Annotated in this window: 18 protein-coding genes; 9 read left to right on the top strand and 9 right to left on the bottom strand. The window is 67.0% G+C overall.

All coding sequences use genetic code 11. The annotated features are described in order from the left end of the window. Positions 1-21 precede the first annotated feature (21 nt). Positions 22-1,101: a YheT family hydrolase gene (locus ACEI37_RS13585; protein ID WP_373379318.1), complete on the top strand. Its 1,080-nt coding sequence runs from the start codon at positions 22-24 to the stop codon at positions 1,099-1,101. Between the two features lie 28 nt (positions 1,102-1,129). Beyond that, positions 1,130-1,708 (top strand): DUF2946 family protein, encoded by a 579-nt coding sequence (locus tag ACEI37_RS13580; RefSeq protein ID WP_373379317.1) that lies wholly within the window; start codon positions 1,130-1,132, stop codon positions 1,706-1,708. Between the two features lie 19 nt (positions 1,709-1,727). Here the strand turns inward: ACEI37_RS13580 and ACEI37_RS13575 are convergent, their stop codons facing one another. Then, complete coding sequence (locus tag ACEI37_RS13575; RefSeq protein ID WP_373379316.1) at positions 1,728-3,527, bottom strand: M48 family metalloprotease; 1,800 nt, start codon at positions 3,525-3,527, stop codon at positions 1,728-1,730. 118 nt (positions 3,528-3,645) lie between these two features. Here ACEI37_RS13575 and moaC point away from each other — a divergent pair, with 118 nt between their 5' ends. The 3 genes from moaC (at position 3,646) to ACEI37_RS13560 (ending at position 5,323) form a co-directional block, all read left to right on the top strand. After that, the gene (gene moaC / locus ACEI37_RS13570; RefSeq protein WP_373379315.1) at positions 3,646-4,125 is read left to right on the top strand and encodes a cyclic pyranopterin monophosphate synthase MoaC; all 480 of its coding nucleotides are present in this window, start codon (positions 3,646-3,648) and stop codon (positions 4,123-4,125) included. Positions 4,126-4,358: 233 nt separating this feature from the next. Continuing rightward, complete coding sequence (locus ACEI37_RS13565; RefSeq protein WP_373379314.1) at positions 4,359-4,793, top strand: hypothetical protein; 435 nt, start codon at positions 4,359-4,361, stop codon at positions 4,791-4,793. A 14-nt stretch (positions 4,794-4,807) separates the two neighbouring features. Then, the gene (locus ACEI37_RS13560; RefSeq protein WP_373379313.1) at positions 4,808-5,323 is read left to right on the top strand and encodes a hypothetical protein; all 516 of its coding nucleotides are present in this window, start codon (positions 4,808-4,810) and stop codon (positions 5,321-5,323) included. A gap of 1 nt (position 5,324) precedes the next feature. Here ACEI37_RS13560 and ACEI37_RS13555 read toward each other — a convergent pair whose 3' ends face one another. The 8 genes from ACEI37_RS13555 to recA form a co-directional block, all read right to left on the bottom strand. Next, positions 5,325-7,142 (bottom strand): PglL family O-oligosaccharyltransferase, encoded by a 1,818-nt coding sequence (locus tag ACEI37_RS13555; RefSeq protein ID WP_373380258.1) that lies wholly within the window; start codon positions 7,140-7,142, stop codon positions 5,325-5,327. A 95-nt stretch (positions 7,143-7,237) separates the two neighbouring features. Beyond that, positions 7,238-7,717, bottom strand: coding sequence for a prepilin-type N-terminal cleavage/methylation domain-containing protein (locus ACEI37_RS13550; protein ID WP_252679485.1), 480 nt, complete (start codon positions 7,715-7,717; stop codon positions 7,238-7,240). A gap of 315 nt (positions 7,718-8,032) precedes the next feature. After that, complete coding sequence (locus ACEI37_RS13545; RefSeq protein WP_062796942.1) at positions 8,033-8,728, bottom strand: TerC family protein; 696 nt, start codon at positions 8,726-8,728, stop codon at positions 8,033-8,035. A 245-nt stretch (positions 8,729-8,973) separates the two neighbouring features. Beyond that, positions 8,974-9,855, bottom strand: a complete 882-nt coding sequence (gene sucD, locus ACEI37_RS13540) for a succinate--CoA ligase subunit alpha (RefSeq protein ID WP_062796940.1) — start codon at positions 9,853-9,855, stop codon at positions 8,974-8,976. A gap of 88 nt (positions 9,856-9,943) precedes the next feature. Beyond that, a complete protein-coding gene (gene sucC, locus ACEI37_RS13535) occupies positions 9,944-11,110 on the bottom strand; it encodes an ADP-forming succinate--CoA ligase subunit beta (RefSeq protein ID WP_092307810.1) in 1,167 nt (388 codons plus the stop codon). 89 nt (positions 11,111-11,199) lie between these two features. Further along, positions 11,200-11,907 (bottom strand): DUF2889 domain-containing protein, encoded by a 708-nt coding sequence (locus ACEI37_RS13530; RefSeq protein WP_115708258.1) that lies wholly within the window; start codon positions 11,905-11,907, stop codon positions 11,200-11,202. A gap of 336 nt (positions 11,908-12,243) precedes the next feature. Then, on the bottom strand, positions 12,244-12,711 hold the full coding sequence (gene recX, locus ACEI37_RS13525) for a recombination regulator RecX (RefSeq protein WP_373379312.1): 468 nt from the start codon (positions 12,709-12,711) through the stop codon (positions 12,244-12,246). Between the two features lie 109 nt (positions 12,712-12,820). Continuing rightward, positions 12,821-13,885: a recombinase RecA gene (gene recA, locus ACEI37_RS13520; protein ID WP_373379311.1), complete on the bottom strand. Its 1,065-nt coding sequence runs from the start codon at positions 13,883-13,885 to the stop codon at positions 12,821-12,823. A gap of 235 nt (positions 13,886-14,120) precedes the next feature. Here recA and ACEI37_RS13515 point away from each other — a divergent pair, with 235 nt between their 5' ends. The 4 genes from ACEI37_RS13515 (at position 14,121) to ACEI37_RS13500 (ending at position 18,683) form a co-directional block, all read left to right on the top strand. Then, positions 14,121-14,810 (top strand): response regulator transcription factor, encoded by a 690-nt coding sequence (locus ACEI37_RS13515; protein WP_115679437.1) that lies wholly within the window; start codon positions 14,121-14,123, stop codon positions 14,808-14,810. Between the two features lie 48 nt (positions 14,811-14,858). Next, positions 14,859-16,409 (top strand): sensor histidine kinase N-terminal domain-containing protein, encoded by a 1,551-nt coding sequence (locus ACEI37_RS13510; protein ID WP_373379310.1) that lies wholly within the window; start codon positions 14,859-14,861, stop codon positions 16,407-16,409. Further along, a complete protein-coding gene (locus ACEI37_RS13505) occupies positions 16,406-16,741 on the top strand; it encodes a DUF4212 domain-containing protein (protein ID WP_373379309.1) in 336 nt (111 codons plus the stop codon). The genes ACEI37_RS13510 and ACEI37_RS13505 overlap by 4 nt, the downstream gene beginning before the upstream one ends. Positions 16,742-16,985: 244 nt before the next feature. Beyond that, on the top strand, positions 16,986-18,683 hold the full coding sequence (locus ACEI37_RS13500; protein WP_252679501.1) for an MFS transporter: 1,698 nt from the start codon (positions 16,986-16,988) through the stop codon (positions 18,681-18,683). Positions 18,684-18,780: the final 97 nt, after the last annotated feature.

Below are 18,780 nucleotides of genomic sequence, written 5' to 3'. Positions count from 1 at the left end.
CCCGCTGCAACACAAGCCGGCATGACGCAGCTTCCGCACCACCGACTGCCCTACGCCGTCCAGGCAGATCCCGACAGCGCGCACGGCTATGGCGAGGACACGCCCATGCCCTGGTGGCTGCGCGGCGGCCACGCCCAGACCATCATCCCCGCGCGCTTCACGCGCCGCCCGCCGCGCGTCGGCTTCCGCCGCGAACGCTGGGCCACGCCCGACCAGGACTTCATCGACCTCGACTGGACCACCCACACGGTGCAGGCGCAGACGCCGCTGGTGGTGATGTTCCACGGCCTCGAGGGCGACTCCGGCAGCCACTACGCGCAGGCGCTGATGCATGCGCTGTCGCTGCGCGGCTGGCAGGGCGTGATCCCGCATTTCCGCGGCTGTTCCGGCGAACTCAACCTGGCGCCGCGCTTCTACCATTCGGGCGATTCGGCCGAGATCCGCTGGGTGCTGGAGCGCATGCGCCAGCACCACTGCGCCGGCGGCCGCAAGTTGCTGGTGGTGGGGATCTCGCTGGGCGGCAATGCCTTGCTGCGCATGCTGGGCGAAGACGGCAGCGGTGCCGCTTACGTGCACGCGGCCGCGGCGATTTCCGCGCCGCTCGATCTCGCCGCCGGCGGCGCCGCACTGTCGGCCGGCTTCAACCTGGTCTACACGCGCATGTTCCTGCAGACGCTCAAGCGCAAGTCGCTGGCCAAGCTGGAGCAGTTCCCGGGCCTGTTCGACCGCAACACCATGCTGGCCAGCCGCGACCTGTACACCTTCGACAATGTCGTCACCGCGCCGCTGCACGGCTTTGCCGATACCGACGACTACTGGCGCCGCGCCGCCAGCAAACCCGTGCTGCGCGACATCGCCGTGCCCACGCTGGTGCTCAACGCGCGCAACGATCCCTTCCTGCCGGCGCGGCACCTGCCCGGCCCGGCCGACGCCAGCGCGCAGGTCTGGCTGGAACAGCCCGAGCACGGCGGCCATGTCGGCTTCATGACCCCGCCCGCGGGCTGGCGCCGGCACCTGCCACTGCAGGCCGACGGACGCTTCGGCGGCCATATCGAATGGCTGCCGGCACGGATCCTGAAATTTTTCGACAGCATGATGTAAGGCGGACGCCGTCCGCCGGGAGGCAATGATGGACGAGATCGTCAGGCAGGCCATGGCACGCTGGCCCAACGTGCCCAATGCCTATGGCTGGCTCACGCTGGACCGCCGCGGGCAGTGGCGCCTGCGCAATGAATACGCGCAGCAGCACGGACTCTCGGGCGACCCCATCCGCCATGAGGCGCTGATCGGCTTTATCGAGCGCAACTACCAGTGCGACGAGCGCGGCTGCTGGTATTTCCAGAACGGGCCGCAGCGGGTCTTCGTGACGCTGGGCTATGCGCCATGGATCGCGCGGCTGCACCAAGGCACGCTGCAGACCACCACGGGACAGGCTTTCACGCTACAGGGCTGCTTTGCCGACGAACACGGCAACGTGGTGCTGGCAGGCACCATCGCCGGCATGGCGCCGGCGTTGCAGGCAGCGCTGCTGCACGACCACGACCTGGAGCAGTTCAGCGGCGCCAGCACCTGGCATGGCGAAGCCTGCGGCGCCGATCTGGGCGTGTTCCACCACGATGGCCGCGACCTGCCGATCGAGCCGATTGCCGAGAGCGAGGTGCCGAAGCGCTTTGGCTTCGTGCGCCAGCCGGCGGCGCCGGCCGGCTGAGCCGCACCAACCTCGAACCTCAGTTCGGCATGCCCTTGTTGTCCTGCTTGTCCTCGCGGTACTGGCGCTCCAGCTGGTGCAGGCGGGCATCGACCTCGGACAGCGTATAGAAGTCGCCGTCGCCCGCCTTGCGCGCGATCTGCAGCTGTTCGATGGCGGCCTGGTAGGCGCCATCCATCGCATACTTTTCGGCCAGCGCCTGGTGTTGCTGCAGCCGCTTGCCCTGGCCGGCGTAGGCGCGCGCCAGCATCTCCCACCATTCGCTGCGGCCGGTCTCCTGGCGCGTGCGCTCGCGCAGGAAGCGTACGGCTTCGTCATGGCGGCCGGAGCCGATCAGGGTCTCGGCGTAGGCCACCGCCACCGCGTGCGACAGCGGGAAGGCCTTCATCGAGGCGCTGGCCTGCGACAGCGCCTCGGGCACGCGGCCCTGCGCGCGCGCCAGTTCCACCGCCATCACGTCGAGCATCGGGCTGCCTGAGCTGGCGCCGGGGATGTTGCCGTACAGGCGCCGGGCTTCGGCCAGCTCCTGTTCGGCGGCCGGATAGCGGCGCAGGCGCTGCTCGACGAACGCCAGCGCGTAGTGCAGCGCCGGCGCGCGCAGCGCCGACGCCCCGGCCAGTTGCGTGCGCAGCGCCGCGCGCAGGTTCTGCAGCTCGCTCGGCGACGCTTCCTGGATCACGCGGGCACGCATGCGCGCGAACTCGTACTCAGGCGTGTTGGGTACCTTGCGCTGGCTGGCATGGCTGACGCGGTCCTGCATGTCGGCGATGCGCTCAGAGGTGAGCGGGTGGGTGCGCACATAGGACGGCACCGAATTCTCGGCGGTGCCCGAGGCGCGCTGCAGCCGCATGAAGAAATCGGGCATGCCCTGCGGATCGAAGCCCGCCGCGGTCAGGATCTGGAAGCCGACCCGGTCGGCCTCGCGCTCCGCGCCGCGCGAGAACGACAGCTGGTTGGCAATGGCGGCGCCCTGCCCGCCCATCGCCAGCGCCGCCGCCGCATCCGGGCTGCGCGTCGCGGCCAGCCCGGCCAGCACCATCGACGCCAGCGCAATCCACATCGACTGGTCCTGCTGGGTGATGCCGCGTGCGATGTGCCGCTGCATCACGTGGCCGATTTCATGGCCCAGCACCGAGGCCAGTTCGGATTCGGTATCGGACTGCACCAGCAGTCCGGTGTGCACGCCGATATAGCCGCCCGGCAGCGCAAAGGCGTTGATGCTGCGGTCACGCACCGCGAACAGGTCGAAACCGGTGGCGAAGGTGCCGGCGCCAGTCGAACCGGAGATGTTCTGGCGCCGCGCCGCCTGCACCAGCCGGTAGCCGAGCGCGTTCAGGTAGTCGGACAGCAGCGGATCGGGCACGTACAGCGGATCGCGCCGGATATCGCGCATGATGCGGTCGCCCAGGCGTTTTTCCATGTCGGGCGACAGCGACGCGGTCGACGGGTCGCCGAGGTCCGGCAGCTGCACGCCGCCGGCCTCGACCACCGCGTTGTTGGTGCGCAGGCCGAACTCGGATTTCTGGCCCGCCTTGACGCTGCGGTTCAGGTTGTCGTAGACCTGGTCCGCCGCCTCGACCGAGGTGGCGGGCGCCGGCGCACGCGGCGCAGCCACCGGCGTCGCTGGCGCCGCTGCCGGGCGCGGCGTACCCTGGGGCCAGGCCGGTGCCGCCAACGTCAGCACCAGCAGCGCCGCCAGCGGCCGCCGCCATGGCGCCCAGGCGCCGCCGCGATGTGACGCGGAACCGGCAGGAACGGCATTTGCCACGGCGCCACGGCCGCGTGCGGCAGACCTGCGAAGCGATGGGTGTTTTGGCATGTTGCTATGATAGCGGCCTCCCGTGGCCGTTCCCATCGGACGCGTCGGTCGGACCTTTCGGGGCAACACCGGCGGCACCGGCGGCCCCATGCATGCAGTTCGCCCGAAGCCCTCGATCATGACTCAGCTCACCCATTTCGACACCGCCGGACAAGCCCACATGGTCGACGTCGGCGACAAGGCCAGCACCCATCGCGTCGCGGTCGCCACCGGCACCATCACCATGCAGCCCGCCACCTTCGCCCTGGTGCGCGACGGCAGCGCCAAGAAGGGGGACGTGATCGGCATCGCCCGCGTGGCGGCGATCATGGCCACCAAGCGCACCGCCGACCTGATCCCGCTGTGCCACCCGATCGGCCTGACCAAGGTGGCGGTCGAGTTCGCGCTGGACGAGGCCAGCGCCACCGTGGCCTGCACCGTGCGCACCGAGACCCGCGGCCAGACCGGCGTGGAGATGGAGGCACTGACCGGCGTGCAGGTCGCGCTGCTGACGATCTACGACATGTGCAAGGCGGTGGACCGCGGCATGGTGATCGGCAATGTGAAGCTGCTGGAGAAGCATGGCGGCAAGTCCGGGGACTGGGTGGCGGCGAGTTGATACTTGCCGTCGCGGCACGGCTTGCGTGATGCCCGCGGTACGCCCGGCGAGGGCGGACGCGGCCTCTTCTTACGCCATATTCCTTCCCTGGTAATAAAGGTAACGCCGCATTTCCACACGCGCCGTCCGCGGCATCCGCGCGCGACAATTTGGTATTCAATATGATTGCGGGCTGCCAGGGATCGCGGCCGGCTGACCCTGTCCGCGGCGCGCGCGGGGATGAGGTGGATACCATGAACGGGCGCATGCTCTGCCAGATCGCCCTGGCACTCGCGGCCACGGCCGCCAGCGGCGCCGCCCTTGCCGGGCGGGCCGATCTCCATGATGCCGCCTGGCATGGCGGCGATCTGCGCGACGGCATGGTGAAGACGCGCACCAGCGTAGGCGTCGGCATCTATCTCGGGCCCGGCGCGTTCTACGGTGGCTATCCCTATGGCTACCCCGCTCCGTACTATTACCCGCCCGCCGTGGTCGCGGTGCCCGCGGCGCCGCCACAGTACATCGAGCAAGGCCCCAACGGCCCGGTGCCGGCCCCCGGCCCAGACGGCGTCATGCCGCAGCAGGGCTGGTGGTACCACTGCAGCCAGCCGGAAGGCTACTACCCTTACGTCGCATCCTGCCCCGGCGGCTGGCAACGCGTGCCGGCACAGCCGCCGGCCAATTCCTGATACGGGGTGACACCATGCATGCCCTGATCCGCGCCACGCTGGCCGTGGCCACCCTCACCCTCGGCGCCTGCGCCGTGCTGCCCTCCGGGCCCAGCGTGATGGCGCTGCCGGGCACCGGCAAGAACTTCGACCAGTTCCGCGCCGACGACTACAACTGCCGGCAATTCGCCTTCGGGCGCGTCGGCGGGGTGTCTTCGGCCCAGGCGGCCAACAATGCCGCGCTTGGCAGCGCCGCGGTGGGCACCGCGCTGGGCGCCGCCGCCGGCGCGGCCTTCAACGGCGGATCGGGCGCGGCAGTGGGCGCGGGCATCGGCCTGCTCACGGGCGCGGCGGTCGGTGCCGGCAACGCGCAATACGCCGGCTATGGCACGCAGCAGCAATACGACGCCGCCTACGTGCAGTGCATGTACGCCAGCGGCAATCGCGTGCCAGTGCCGGGACGCGTGGCCGCAGTCCCGGCGCCAGCGCCGCGGTACTACTATCCGCCGCCTCCGCCGCCGGTCTACTACAGCCCGTATCCGTACTACTAGGTCAGTCCCGGCCCAGTTCCGCAAGCCGCCGCGAGCGGTCGACCACCCAGCCGCAGAACGCCTGCGGGCGCTGGTCCGCCTGCACGCCGCGGCACGCCTGCGCGATCGTCGCGTACTGCGCGGCCTCGTCGCCAAGGTAATACCAGCGCAGGCGCTCCATCCACTGCCGGCCTTGCGCGGCATCGCCCGTCAACGCCAGCAGCCATGCCGTGCGCGCGATCATGGCCGGCGTGGGCAGCAGGTGTACCGCGGCGACATGCGCGGGCAACAGCGCCGCGGCATTCTCCGGCGTGATCGCGGCCTGCCCCGCCGCATCGGCCTGCGCGTGCTGGCGGAACCAGAAGCGCGGCATCGGCAAGGCCTGGCGGCCTTCGCTGCTGGCATACTCGCGCGCTTCGGCACGGCGATAGTCCTGCCACATGGTGCCCAGCACCACCGCGGCCACCGCGACAAACGCCAGCGCCAGCCCCCGCGCCACCGGCAACGGCACACGCCAGCGCCCGAAGCCGGATGGCTCCAGCCATCCGAGCATGAAGCAGAACGGCAGGAAGAAATACAGGTAATGCAGCGGGTATTCCAGCATCGAATGCGCGCACAGCATCGCCAGCCAGGTCAGCACCAGCACGGTCTGCCTGCGCTCCTCGACATCGCCATGCCACAAGCGCACCCGCACCACCCGCCACAGCCACGCCAGCAGGATCACGCCCACGCCAGCGGTGCCGACGATCCCGGTCTTCGCCAGCAGATCGAGAATCGCGTTGTGGGCGTGCAGGGACATCTCGACCTTCACGCCGACCTGATCGAGCTGCTGGAATTGCGCCCAACCGAACTCACCCCAACCGACGCCGAACCACGGGTGGGCACGGAACATGGCGATGGCGTGCGCCCACAGCGCGCCGCGCGCTGAGATCTGGTCTTCGGCTTCGAGCTGGGCGATGGTGTCGAACAGGCGCCAGTCGAAGGCCTGCCCTGCAACCTTGATCGCGGGTTGCAGTATCAAGAGCATCGCGACCATGGCAACGGCAGCGACGACCAGTCCGACCGGGCGCTGCATCGGATCCGGACCGCGGCGCTCGCCCCGCGCCAGCCACGCTGCAATCAACGCGTAGCACGCGGCAAGGCCCACATGCAGCACGCCGGTACGCGAGCCGGACAGCACGATGCCGCTTTCCAGCAGGACCACCGCGGCCAGCCACATCGGAAAACGCAAACGGCCACGCGAGGCCAGCCACACCGACGCAACCAGCGCCAGGCCGTGGACGGTGGCCTGGTGGTTGGGCTGGTTCAGGTTGCCCCAGAGGCGGCGGTTGGTGTCGTAGAAATAGGTGGAGACGAGGCCGAAGGAGCGGGGTTCGAGGTGGAACAACTGCACCCATTGCGACACGGTACCCAGCAGGCCCGCGATCAGGAGCGCAACGGCGAGGGCGTCACCAGTATCCGATTCGCTGCCGGACTGCGTGCTGCGGTACCACCATGCGGCAGATGCCACGGCTGCGCCTAGCGACAGCGTCAGGACCGTCATCAGGCGGCTGCCGGAAAAGTCGGCGTGTCCCAGGCTCGCGAAGATCAGGCTGACGACGACAAGCCATAGGAATAGCAGTGAGATTAGCGGCAGTGATGCAGACGACGTAGCGGTCGTCGTCACCGGCCTGCGGACCACTTGGAAAGCAATGACAGCAACCGCGGCAATGCCACACAGCGCGGCGGCCCATTCGCCGTAGAACGTGGCTAGCGGCAGCGTGTGTCGGGAGACCAGCAGCGGGATGACGATTGCTGCGATGAGAACAGCCGACGAGAAATTTGGCCGGGACGGCGGCATTGCGGCGCCTGGATTGGGAAAAGGCGCATGATAGCTTGGGCAATAAAGAAAAAGCGCCCAAAGGCGCTTTTTCCAACAATTTGATACAGTGGTTATTACACGCCCGTTTCTGCCTGAGTGCATACCGGTGCTGCGGCGCGAGCAAGGGTCCAGGTTATGGTGGCCGAACCTGCAGCAATAGTAGGCGTCATCGTAACTACACAACCGCGGGCAGCTGCGTTTCCGGTGATAGTCAAAACGGGTACGCCACCAACAGCGGCCAAGGCGGCCGTACCATTAGTCAGAATCATATCGCCTGCACCGTTCAGACCTGCAGTAACGCCAACTTCCGCATACGTGTCGCAAGAGGCGGTTGCCGCGGCGTTTTCCTGCAGACACTGGGCAATTGCTTGCTTAACAGATGCAGTAGCCGCGATGTTGCCCGACCACCGGCTACGCGTCACATAATCCTGATACTGCGGAATCGCAATCGCCGCCAGGATACCAATGATCGCCACCACGATCATCAGTTCGATCAGCGTAAAGCCCTTCTGGACGCGGCGGCCCAGCTTCTTCAGTTGTTGTACCCGTTGCATGATTTGACCCCTCGAAGAGATTTTGGTTAAGCGTTGCACGTCTTCGGTTTCGTGACGCGGGGACGATTGAGCAGCAAGTGTGCCAGGCGCATCCCCCATCGGTAGGGGGTGAAAAGCGACAAATTTCGTCACCCGTCGGGGTGAGGCTTGCCGGTTGCGCCAAAAATTGTCACCTGGGACCGCTATCACAGGCAAGCGCGACAAAAAGTGCGATCACTCACATGAGTTAGTTGGCGCGGGCACCGACACGCCCGGCGTCGCTTCCAATGAAAAAGGGCGGCCAGTTGGCCGCCCTTCTTGTACAGGCTGTTGCCGTCAGGCGGTCTGTGCCGACCGGCGGCTCAGCAGCTTGCCGATGATCACCACCAGGATCGCGCCGGCGGCGCCAAAGACCAGGTGGGCGTGCGGCACGTGGACTTCGAACCAGGCCGCGTCGACCGGGTCGCTGACCAGCATTTCGCCGGCGAGATAGCCGAGCAGCGCGGCGCCCAGCACGATGATGACCGGGAAGCGCTCCATCACCTTGAGCAGGATGGTGCTGCCGAACACGATCAGCGGGATCGACAGGCCCAGGCCGACGATCAGCAGCAGCAACTGGCTGCCTTCCGGGCCCTTCTGCGCGGCGGCGGCCACCGCGACCACGTTGTCCAGCGACATCACCAGGTCGGCGATCAGGATGGTGCGGATGGCGGCCCAGATATTGTCCTTGGCGTCATGGCCGTCTTCGTCGTCCTCGCCGGTCAGCAGCTGCACGCCGATATAGACCAGCAGCACAGCGCCGATGATCTTCAGGTAGGGCAGGCTCAGCAGCTTGACCGCGGCCACGGTCAATACCACGCGCATGATGATGGCGGCGGCGCTGCCCCAGAAGATGGCTTTCTTCTGCTGGGCGGGCGGCAGGTTGCGCGAGGCGAGCGCGATCACCACCGCGTTGTCGCCGGACAGGACGATATTGGTCAGGATGATCGATCCCAACGCAATCCAGAAAGTGGTGGAAGACAGCAGTTCCACGGGGAGGCTCCTCGAGTTCTATGTGGTGGTGCGCCCCGTCATCCGACGGGATTTTGGATGTCTGAAAGCGCAGACATGACTGTTTAACGCATCAACCTTTCGATTAGATTTCAATTCTGTAATCTTTGGGTCGAGCGTGGCAGCCAGGCCACTTCGAGGGCCGGAAAAGACAATGCCCCCGCAGGGCGGGGGCATTTCAAGCCGGGGCCTTCTCCGCCAGGGCGGAGAAAGCGCTGGACTGCCTGTTACAGCATTGCCTTCAGCAGGCGGCCCATTTCCGACGGGTTCTTGGTCACCTTGATACCGCAGGCTTCCATGATTTCCAGCTTGGCCTGGGCGGTATCGGCACCGCCCGAGATCAGCGCGCCGGCGTGGCCCATGCGCTTGCCCGGAGGCGCGGTCACGCCAGCGATGAAGCCGACCACCGGCTTCTTCATGTTGTCCTTGATCCAGTTGGCCGCGTTGGCTTCGTCCGGACCGCCGATCTCACCGATCATGACCACGGCGTCCGTTTCCGGATCGTCGTTGAACATCTTCATCACGTCGATGTGCTTCAGGCCGTTGATGGGGTCGCCACCGATACCGACGGCCGACGACTGGCCCAGGCCCAGCGCGGTCAGCTGGCCCACGGCTTCGTACGTCAGCGTGCCCGAGCGCGACACCACGCCGATGCGGCCCTTCTTGTGGATGTGGCCCGGCATGATGCCGATCTTGATTTCGTCCGGCGTGATCAGGCCCGGGCAGTTCGGCCCCAGCAGCAGGGTCTTCTTGTTCTCGCGGCGCATGCGGTCCTTGACTTCCATCATGTCGCGCACGGGGATGCCTTCGGTGATGCAGACCACCAGGTCCAGGTCGGCGTCAACGGCTTCCCAGATCGCGGCAGCGGCGCCTGCGGGCGGCACGTAGATGACCGACACGGTGGCGCCGGTCTGGGCCTTGGCGTCCTTGACGCTGGCGTAGATGGGAATGCCTTCGAAGTCTTCGCCGGCCTTCTTCGGGTTCACGCCGGCGACGAAGGCGTTCTTGCCGTTGGCGTAGTCGCGGCAGCCACGGGTGTGGAACTGGCCGGTCTTGCCGGTGATGCCCTGGGTGATGACTTTGGTGTCTTTGTTGATCAGAATCGACATGCTTTCGTCCTTTGCTTGACTTTGGCAGCGCGGGCAAAGGCCACGCGCGCTGCCGAAGTTCGCTTGTATTGGGTAACGGCGCCTCGGCTTACTTGCCGGCGGCGGCAGCCACGACCTTCTGGGCGGCTTCTTCCATCGTGTCGGCCGAGATGATCGGCAGGCCCGAGTCAGCCAGCATCTTGCGGCCCAGCTCTTCGTTGGTGCCCTTCATGCGCACGACCAGCGGCACCGTCAGGTGCACGGCCTTGGAAGCCGAGATCACGCCTTCGGCGATCACGTCGCAACGCATGATGCCGCCGAAGATGTTGACCAGGATGGCCTGCACGTTCGGGTTCTTCAGCATCAGCTTGAAGGCTTCGGTCACCTTCTCGGTGGTGGCACCGCCGCCCACGTCGAGGAAGTTGGCCGGCTCGCCGCCGAACAGCTTGATGGTGTCCATGGTGGCCATGGCCAGGCCGGCGCCGTTCACCAGGCAGCCGATGTTGCCGTCCAGCGAGATGTAGGCCAGGTCGAACTTCGAGGCTTCGATTTCGTTGGCGTCTTCTTCATCCAGGTCGCGGTAGGCGACGATTTCCGGATGGCGGAACAGCGCGTTCGAGTCGAAGTTGAACTTGGCGTCGAGCGCGATCACCTTGCCGTCACCGGTCAGGATCAGCGGGTTGATTTCGGCCAGCGAGGCGTCGGTTTCATAGAACGCCTTGTACAGGCCTTGCAGGGCCTGGCGGGCTTGCGCCACGCTTGCGTCGGGCACGCCGATCTTGCGGGCGATATCGTCGGCGTCAGCGTCGGTCAGGCCGGTCGACGGCTCGACGATCAGGGTGTGGATCTTTTCCGGGGAGTGGGCAGCGACTTCCTCGATGTCCATGCCGCCTTCGCTCGATGCCATCAGCGCGATCTTCTGCGACACGCGGTCCACCACCAGCGAAACGTACAGTTCCTTCTTGATGTCGGCGCCTTCTTCGATCAGCAGGCGGTTGACCTTCTTGCCTTCCGGACCGGTCTGGTGCGTGACCAGCTGCATGCCCAGGATGTTGGACGCGTAGGTCTTGACCTCGTCCATGCTCTTGGCAACCTTGACGCCGCCGCCCTTGCCGCGGCCACCCGCGTGGATCTGCGCCTTGACAACCCACACCGGGCCGCCGAGCTGTTCTGCGGCCTTCAGGGCCTCGTCAACCGAGAACGCGGGGATGCCGCGCGGAACCGGCACATTGTATTTGCGCAGGATTTCCTTGCCTTGATACTCATGGATATTCATGCGTGTTTCCTTTCGGGTAGGCGTAAAAGGTAGAAGGGAAGAATCTGAAAGAAGACGAACTCTCTCGTCGGGCTGGCCGATCCTGAGAATCAGCCGGAGGTGCCGGTCGGCCGGTCGGCCGGGACAGCGTCGTTGCCGTCGATTGCGTGACCACCGCGGTCGCCATTGGCCGCGGGCTGCTGCGCCTGAGGCGCGGATGCGACGGCAGGCGCGGCCTCGGCCCTTGCCTTGGGCGTCGGCTGGTGACCATACCAGCGCGGGTAAAACTGACGAACCACCTCGCCGTCGAAACGCAGGGCGTGGCAGCCGTTCAACTGATAGGGCGGCTCCGGATTCGGATCGTCCTCGCCGTTGTCGCGGATACTGATGACCTCGCCGGCAAAGGCCTGGATCGCGGTGCTCGGCAGCACGCCGGCGGCTTCGGTCAGGTGCGAGCAGCCGTGCATGCCGCCCAGGCGCTCGCGCACCGCCTTGCGAAAGCCCTTGCGCAGGTTCAGCCCGATCAGCTTGCGGTAGGCCGGGCCGATCGTGTCGCAATGGGACGGGTACGGCACCCAGTCCGAGCAGGCCTCGGCATCCAGCACCGTCATTTCCTCGTCGATCGTGATGCGCAGCCACAGGTCATGCAGCGGCTGGCCTTGCGGGCGGATGCGGTCGCCGGCCAGTTCGATATCACGGGGCTTGGTGTCGGTCAGGCGCACCTCGATGTCCCACAGGCCGTCTTCCCTCTGGTACGCCTCGGCCGCAATGGCGCGACGGTGACGCAGGGAGCGGTTGACGGGCTGGGACAGAGGCATGGCCAGGCTGGGATGCAGACGAGAGGACGAGAATACGGAGATAGCGGTAATACGGGGGGCTGGGGCACCGTGGTGCCGCGGCACCGAATAACCCGGGGAGTTTAACATGCCATGCCGCGTTGGCCGGGAACATCCTTGTGCGGCAACTGTCGCGCCCGAATTGTCGGCCGACCATGGCACCGCGGCAAGCCGGGGTGCCTTGCCGCAATGCACCAGCAGGCACCGGCTTCCCGGCCGCGACAAAGGTCGGCTGCCGGCAGGGCGCGATGACGCAACGCAGCGAAATACACATGACGGCATCGCAGGTACTGCACTAACCTGCCACGCGACGCTGGCTCAGTCCGCGTCGCCGTAGTCCTCGTCCGCGCCCTGGATGATCTTGCCGACCACCGCACGCGAAAAGCCGCGTGCCACCATGAAGCGGATCTGCTTGGCCCGCGCCTCTGGCGTGTCGGGCGGCGTGCCGAAGCGCTTGCGCCAGACCTCGCGCGCGCGCTCGGCTTCGGTGGCGCGCAGGCGCTCCTGCAGTTCGCCCAGCTGCTCGCTGGCGAGCTTGTGGGTCTTGGCCTCCTGCATCACGCGCGCGGTGCCGTAGCGGGCGCCGCGGCGATGCACCAGGCTGTCGGCGAAGCGCTGGTTCGACAGCCAGTTCTCGCGCTCCAGCGCATCCAGCAGCTGTTCCAGCTGCTCGGGCGACTCGGCATGCGGCGCCAGCTTGCGCGCCAGCTCGGCGCGGCTATGCTCGCGGCGCGACAGGTAGCCGACGGCGCGGGCCTTCAGCGACAGCGGGGGACGGGTTGCCATGGGTGACCGGGATCAGCGGTTGGGAGGACAGCGCCGCGGGCCAAGCAAAAAGGCCGGGGCATCGGCGATGCCCCGGCCTTCCCGGATGGCGCGGCGGTCGCCGGCGCGGTCAGTCTTCGACCGTTGCCGCCGCGGCTGCGGCGGTGGGGTTCATGGCCACCACGCCCAGTGCCGCGCGCACCTTGTTTTCAATCTCGGCGGCAATGTCGGGGTTCTCGCGCAGGTATTCGCGGGCGTTGTCCTTGCCCTGGCCGATCTTGTCGCCGTTGTAGCTGTACCAGGCGCCGGACTTCTCGACGATCTTGGCGTCCACGCCCAGGTCGATGATCTCGCCCTGGCGCGAGATGCCCTGGCCGTAGAGGATGTCGAAGAAGGCTTCGCGGAACGGCGGCGATACCTTGTTCTTGACCACCTTGACCTTGGTCTCGTTGCCGATCACGTCGTCGCCCTTCTTGATCGAGCCGATGCGGCGGATGTCCAGGCGCACCGAGGCGTAGAACTTCAGCGCATTGCCGCCGGTGGTGGTCTCGGGCGAACCGAACATCACGCCGATCTTCATGCGGATCTGGTTGATGAAGATCACCAGGCAGTTGGTGCGCTTGATGGTGCCGGTCAGCTTGCGCAGCGCCTGGCTCATCAGGCGGGCCTGCAGGCCGGGCAGGGAGTCGCCCATTTCGCCTTCGATTTCGGCCTTCGGCACCAGTGCCGCCACCGAGTCGATGACGATCAGGTCGATCGAGCCCGAGCGCACCAGCGCATCGGTGATTTCCAGGGCCTGCTCGCCGGTGTCGGGCTGCGAGATCAGCAGGTCTCCGACATTGACGCCGAGCTTGGAGGCATAGTTGACGTCGAGCGCGTGCTCGGCATCGATAAAGGCGCAGGTGCCGCCCAGCTTCTGCATCTCGGCCACGACCTGCAGCGTCAGCGTGGTCTTGCCCGAGGATTCCGGCCCGTAGATCTCGACCACGCGGCCGCGCGGCAAACCACCGACGCCAAGCGCGATGTCCAGGCCGAGCGAACCGGTGGAAACCACCTGGATGTCCTTTTCGACCTCGCCGTCGCCCAGGCGCATGATCGAGCCCTTGCCGAACTGCTTCTCGATCTGGGAGAGCGCGGCGGCAAGCGCCTTCTGCTTCTCGGCGCTCACGCCGGCACCTGCCTTCTTGTCGTCCATGGTCGTCCTTGAGTCAATGGTGTATAAATAGGCCGCATGTGGCGCGGCACCGGCATTTGCCGGCATCAGCGCCGGCCCGGCTGTCTGCGCGGCCGCACTCCAGGGAGTCTCCCCGGGCGGCCCTAGCGGAACGTGCGGGTACTGTATAAAAAAACAGTATGCTTGGCAAGCCCCTTCGCGCCCCCGTGCCTGTTGCGCACCGGTGCCGGCTATGCCGGCCAGGGTGGAGACAACCATGCGCATTCTGATCGCCGAAGATGACGACGTGCTGGCCGACGGCCTGACCCGCTCGCTACGCCACTCGGGCTACGCCGTCGACCATGTCGCCAATGGCCTGGAAGCCGATTCGGCCCTGTCGACCCAGACCTTCGACCTGCTGATCCTCGACCTGGGCCTGCCGCGCATGTCCGGGCTGGAAGTGCTCAAGCGCCTGCGCGCGCGCGGCGCGATGCTGCCGGTGCTGATCCTGACCGCCGCCGACAGCGTCGACGAGCGCGTCAAGGGTCTGGACCTCGGCGCCGACGACTACATGGCCAAGCCCTTCGCCCTGTCCGAGCTGGAAGCGCGCGTGCGTGCGCTGGTGCGGCGCGGCGCCGGCGGCGGTGCCACGCTGATGCGCCACGGGCCGCTGGCGTACGACCAGGTCGGGCGCATCGCGTATCTCAATGACCAGATGCTGGAGCTGTCCGCGCGCGAGATCGGCCTGCTCGAGATCCTGCTCACGCGCAGCGGCCGCCTGGTGTCGAAGGAACAGCTGGTGGACCACCTGTGCGAATGGGGCGAGGAAGTCAGCAACAATGCCATCGAGGTCTATGTGCACCGCCTGCGCAAGAAGATCGAGGTGGGCGGCATCCGCATCGCGACCGTGCGCGGGCTGGGCTACTGCCTGGAGAAATTCCAGCCGGCGGTGGCCGCGCCGCATTGATCCAGCCACCGCAGGCCATGCGAACGACCTGAGCGCAACCTCGCCCACATGAGCCTGCTGCGACTGCCCTGGCGGCGCGCCACCCGCGCCGCGCCGCCTCCGCCCCCTCCCACGCCGGACGCCACCGACCAGGACCTGGCCGACGCGCTGCCGCACCTGGAGGAAAGCACGGCCCACCCCGCGCCGCGCTCGCTGTTCGGCGAGATCCTGGACTGGATGCTGGCGCCGCTGCTGCTGCTCTGGCCGATGAGCATCGCGGTGACCTACCTGGTGGCCAAGTCGATCGCCAACGGTCCCTTCGACCGCGCGCTCGAAGCCAGCGCCATCGTGCTGTCGCAGCAGGTGCGCGAGGTCAATGGCCGCGTCACGCTGCAGCTGCCGCTGTCGGCACGCGAGATCCTGCGCGCCGACGAGACCGACAACATCTACTACCAGGTGGTCGGCAAGCGCGGCGAGTACATCGCCGGCGACCAGGACCTGCCCCTGCCGTCCGAGGACGACCAGGGCCACGCCGGGCTGGTGTCGCTGCGCGATGACCGCGTGGCCGGCAACGACGTGCGCGTGGCGTATACGTATATCGAGCTGAAGCAGGTCAGCGGCACCCAGCCCGTGCTGGTGCAGGTGGCCGAGACCCTGGACAAGCGCGCGCGGCTGGCCAACGAGATCATCAAGGGCGTGATCCTGCCGCAGTTCGTGATCCTGCCGCTGGCGGTGGTGCTGGTGTGGTTCGGGCTGTCGCGCGGGCTGGCGCCGCTGACCGCGATCCAGCAGCGCATCCGCGCGCGCAACCCGGGCGATACCAGTCCCATCGACGAACGCGCCGCGCCGCAGGAGATTACGCCGCTGGTGGGCTCGTTCAACGACCTGCTGGCGCGGCTGGACCAGTCGGTGCAGACCCAGAAGCGCTTTATCGCCGATGCCGCGCACCAGATGAAGACCCCGCTGGCGGGCCTGCGCATGCAGGCCGAGCTGGCGCAGCGCGAGCAATCGCCGGAAGAACTGCGGCGCTCGCTGGCACAGATCGCGGGCAGCTCGGAACGCACCGCGCACCTGGTCACTCAGCTGCTGGCGCTGGCGCGCATGGAAAACCTGGCCGGCACCGGCGGCATGGCCGCGCTGGACCTGGCGGCGCTGGCGCGCGAAGTGGTCAAGGACTGGCTGCCGCAGGCGTGGGCGCGCGACATCGACCTGGGCCTCGATGCCGACGACCATCCGGTGATGGTCCAGGGCAACCGCCTGATGCTGACCGAGATGCTGAACAACCTGCTCGACAACGCCATCCGCTACACGCCGCGCGGCGGCCGCGCCACGGTGCGGGTCAGCGCCGACGCCTTCGAACCGTTCGCCTATCTCGACGTGGAAGACACCGGCCCGGGCATTGCACCGTCCGAGCGCGAGCGCGTGATGGAGCGCTTCTACCGCGTGCTGGGCACCAACACCGAAGGCAGCGGCCTCGGCCTGGCGATCGTGCGCGAAATCGTGCAGCAGCACGGCGGCGACGTCCAGATCTCGGACCACGTCTACCAGCAATCGCCACGGCTGGCCGGCGCGCATTTCCGCGTGACGCTGCGCCGTCCCGAGAGTTTTCCGCCCGCATGAACGACACCCCTGCTCCCCGCAGCACCGAGGCACGCCATCGCCTCGCCTGGCATCGCAACCTGCGCTGGATCTGCGGCCTGCTCGCGGTCTGGTTCACGGTCACCTTCGTGGTGGCGTGGTTTGCACGCGACCTGCGCTTCGACTTCTTTGGCTGGCCGTTCTCGTTCTGGGTCGGCGCGCAAGGCGCGCTGGTGGTCTATGTGCTGATGGCCGCGCTCTACGCCTGGCGCATGAACCATGACGATGCCGAGGCCGAAGCCAACAGCGCGGCGCCGCAGGCGGCAATGCCATCGCAAGGCGCCTCGCGCGGACCTGGCGCGGATGCTGCATAGCCGCACGCCCGCAACGCGCATATCTGCGCGGAGCGCATGCGCCCAGGCCCCGCAGCGCAGCATCGGCTGCCCTGCCCGCGGCTAGCGTATACCCCGACGTTTTTTGCCGCCGGCGCGCCGGAATCTGTCAGAACGCAGTAAGTTTCGCCACCCACAATCCTCTGCAACTCTGGGCATAGGCCAGCCGCGCGGTGCTTCCCGCGCGCCACGTCCGCCCGAGATCCATTCCAGACGGAGGAGACAAATGGCAAACGTGCAAAACGTTGCGGTGCCCGGAGGGGGCGCGCAGAACGCACCGATGACTGCCGAAGAGCGCAAGGTGATCTTTGCCTCGTCGCTGGGCACGGTGTTCGAGTGGTACGACTTTTACCTGTATGGCTCGCTGGCGGCGATCATCGCCAAGCAGTTCTTTGCCGGGCTGGACCCGACCTCGGCCTTCATCTTCGCGCTGCTCGCGTTTGCCGCCGGCTTTATCGTGCGGCCGTTCGGCGCGCTGGTGTTCGGCCGCCTCGGCGACATGATCGGGCGCAAGTACACCTTCCTGGTAACGATCCTGATCATGGGCGTGTCGACCTTCATCGTCGGCCTGCTGCCCGGCTACGCCACCATCGGCTGGGCCGCGCCGATCATCCTGATCGCGCTGCGCATGCTGCAGGGCCTGGCGCTCGGCGGCGAGTACGGCGGCGCCGCGACCTACGTGGCCGAACACGCCCCGCACGGCAAGCGCGGCGCGTACACCTCGTGGATCCAGACCACCGCCACGCTCGGCCTGTTCCTGTCGCTGATCGTGATCCTGCTGTGCCGCGAGGCGACCGGTCCGAACTTCGAGGTCTGGGGCTGGCGCATCCCGTTCCTGCTGTCGATCCTGCTGCTGGGCGTGTCGGTCTATATCCGGCTGTCGATGAACGAATCGCCGGCGTTCCAGCGCATGAAGGCCGAGGGCAAGACCTCCAAGGCACCGCTGACCGAGTCGTTCGGCCAATGGCGCAACCTGAAGATCGTGATCCTGGCGCTGCTGGGCCTGACCGCCGGCCAGGCCGTGGTCTGGTACACCGGCCAGTTCTACGCGCTGTTCTTCCTGACCCAGGTGCTCAAGGTCGATGCCAAGACGGCCAACCTGCTGATCGCGGGCGCACTGGTGATCGGCACGCCGTTCTTCATCTTCTTCGGCGCGCTGTCGGACAAGATCGGCCGCAAGTGGATCATCATGGCGGGCTGCGCACTGGCCGTGCTGACCTACTTCCCGCTGTTCAAGGCCCTGACCCACTATGCCAACCCGGCGCTGGAGCGCGCCCAGCAAAGCGCCCAGATCGTGGTGACGGCGGATCCGAAGCAGTGCTCGTTCCAGGGCAGCCCGATCGCCCGCGAGATCGACTTCCGCAGTTCGTGCGACATCGCCAAGCGTACCCTGGCCCAGGCCTCGGCAAGCTATGAAGTGGTCGAGGCCCCGGCCGGCACCGTGGCCAGCGTCAAGATCGGCGACAAGGAGATCAAGGCCTTCGATGCCAAGCTGGTGAACGGCCACAGCTTCGACGATGCCAGCAAGCAGCAGATCGCGGCGTTCAAGAAGGAAGTGGGCAGCTCGATGGCCGCGGCCGGTTACCCGACCAAGGCCGACCCGGCGCAGATGAACACGATCATGGTGCTGGTGATCCTGGTCATCCTGGTGATCTACGTCACCATGGTGTACGGCCCGATTGCCGCCATGCTGGTGGAACTGTTCCCGACCCGCATCCGCTACACCTCGATGTCGCTGCCCTACCATATCGGCAACGGCTGGTTCGGCGGCCTGCTGCCCACCATCTCGTTCGCGCTGGTGGCCCAGAACGGCAACATCTACTACGGCCTCTGGTACCCGATCATCATCGCTGCGCTCACCTTCGTGGTCGGCGCGCTGTTTATCCGCGAGACCAAGGACGTGAACATCTACGCCAACGACTGAGCGGTCGTGCGGCACTAAGCAGAACGGCAGGCCCGCGGGCCTGCCGTTTTTTTATGCACGGAGGCCTCGTGCAAAATCTTCGCCGGAAGGTGTTGAC

This window comes from Cupriavidus nantongensis, assembly GCF_041726985.1.
Taxonomy (GTDB): Bacteria; Pseudomonadota; Gammaproteobacteria; order Burkholderiales; family Burkholderiaceae; genus Cupriavidus; species Cupriavidus nantongensis_A.
Note: the sequence above shows the minus strand (reverse complement) of the source record. Positions and strands in the feature narration are given on the sequence as shown.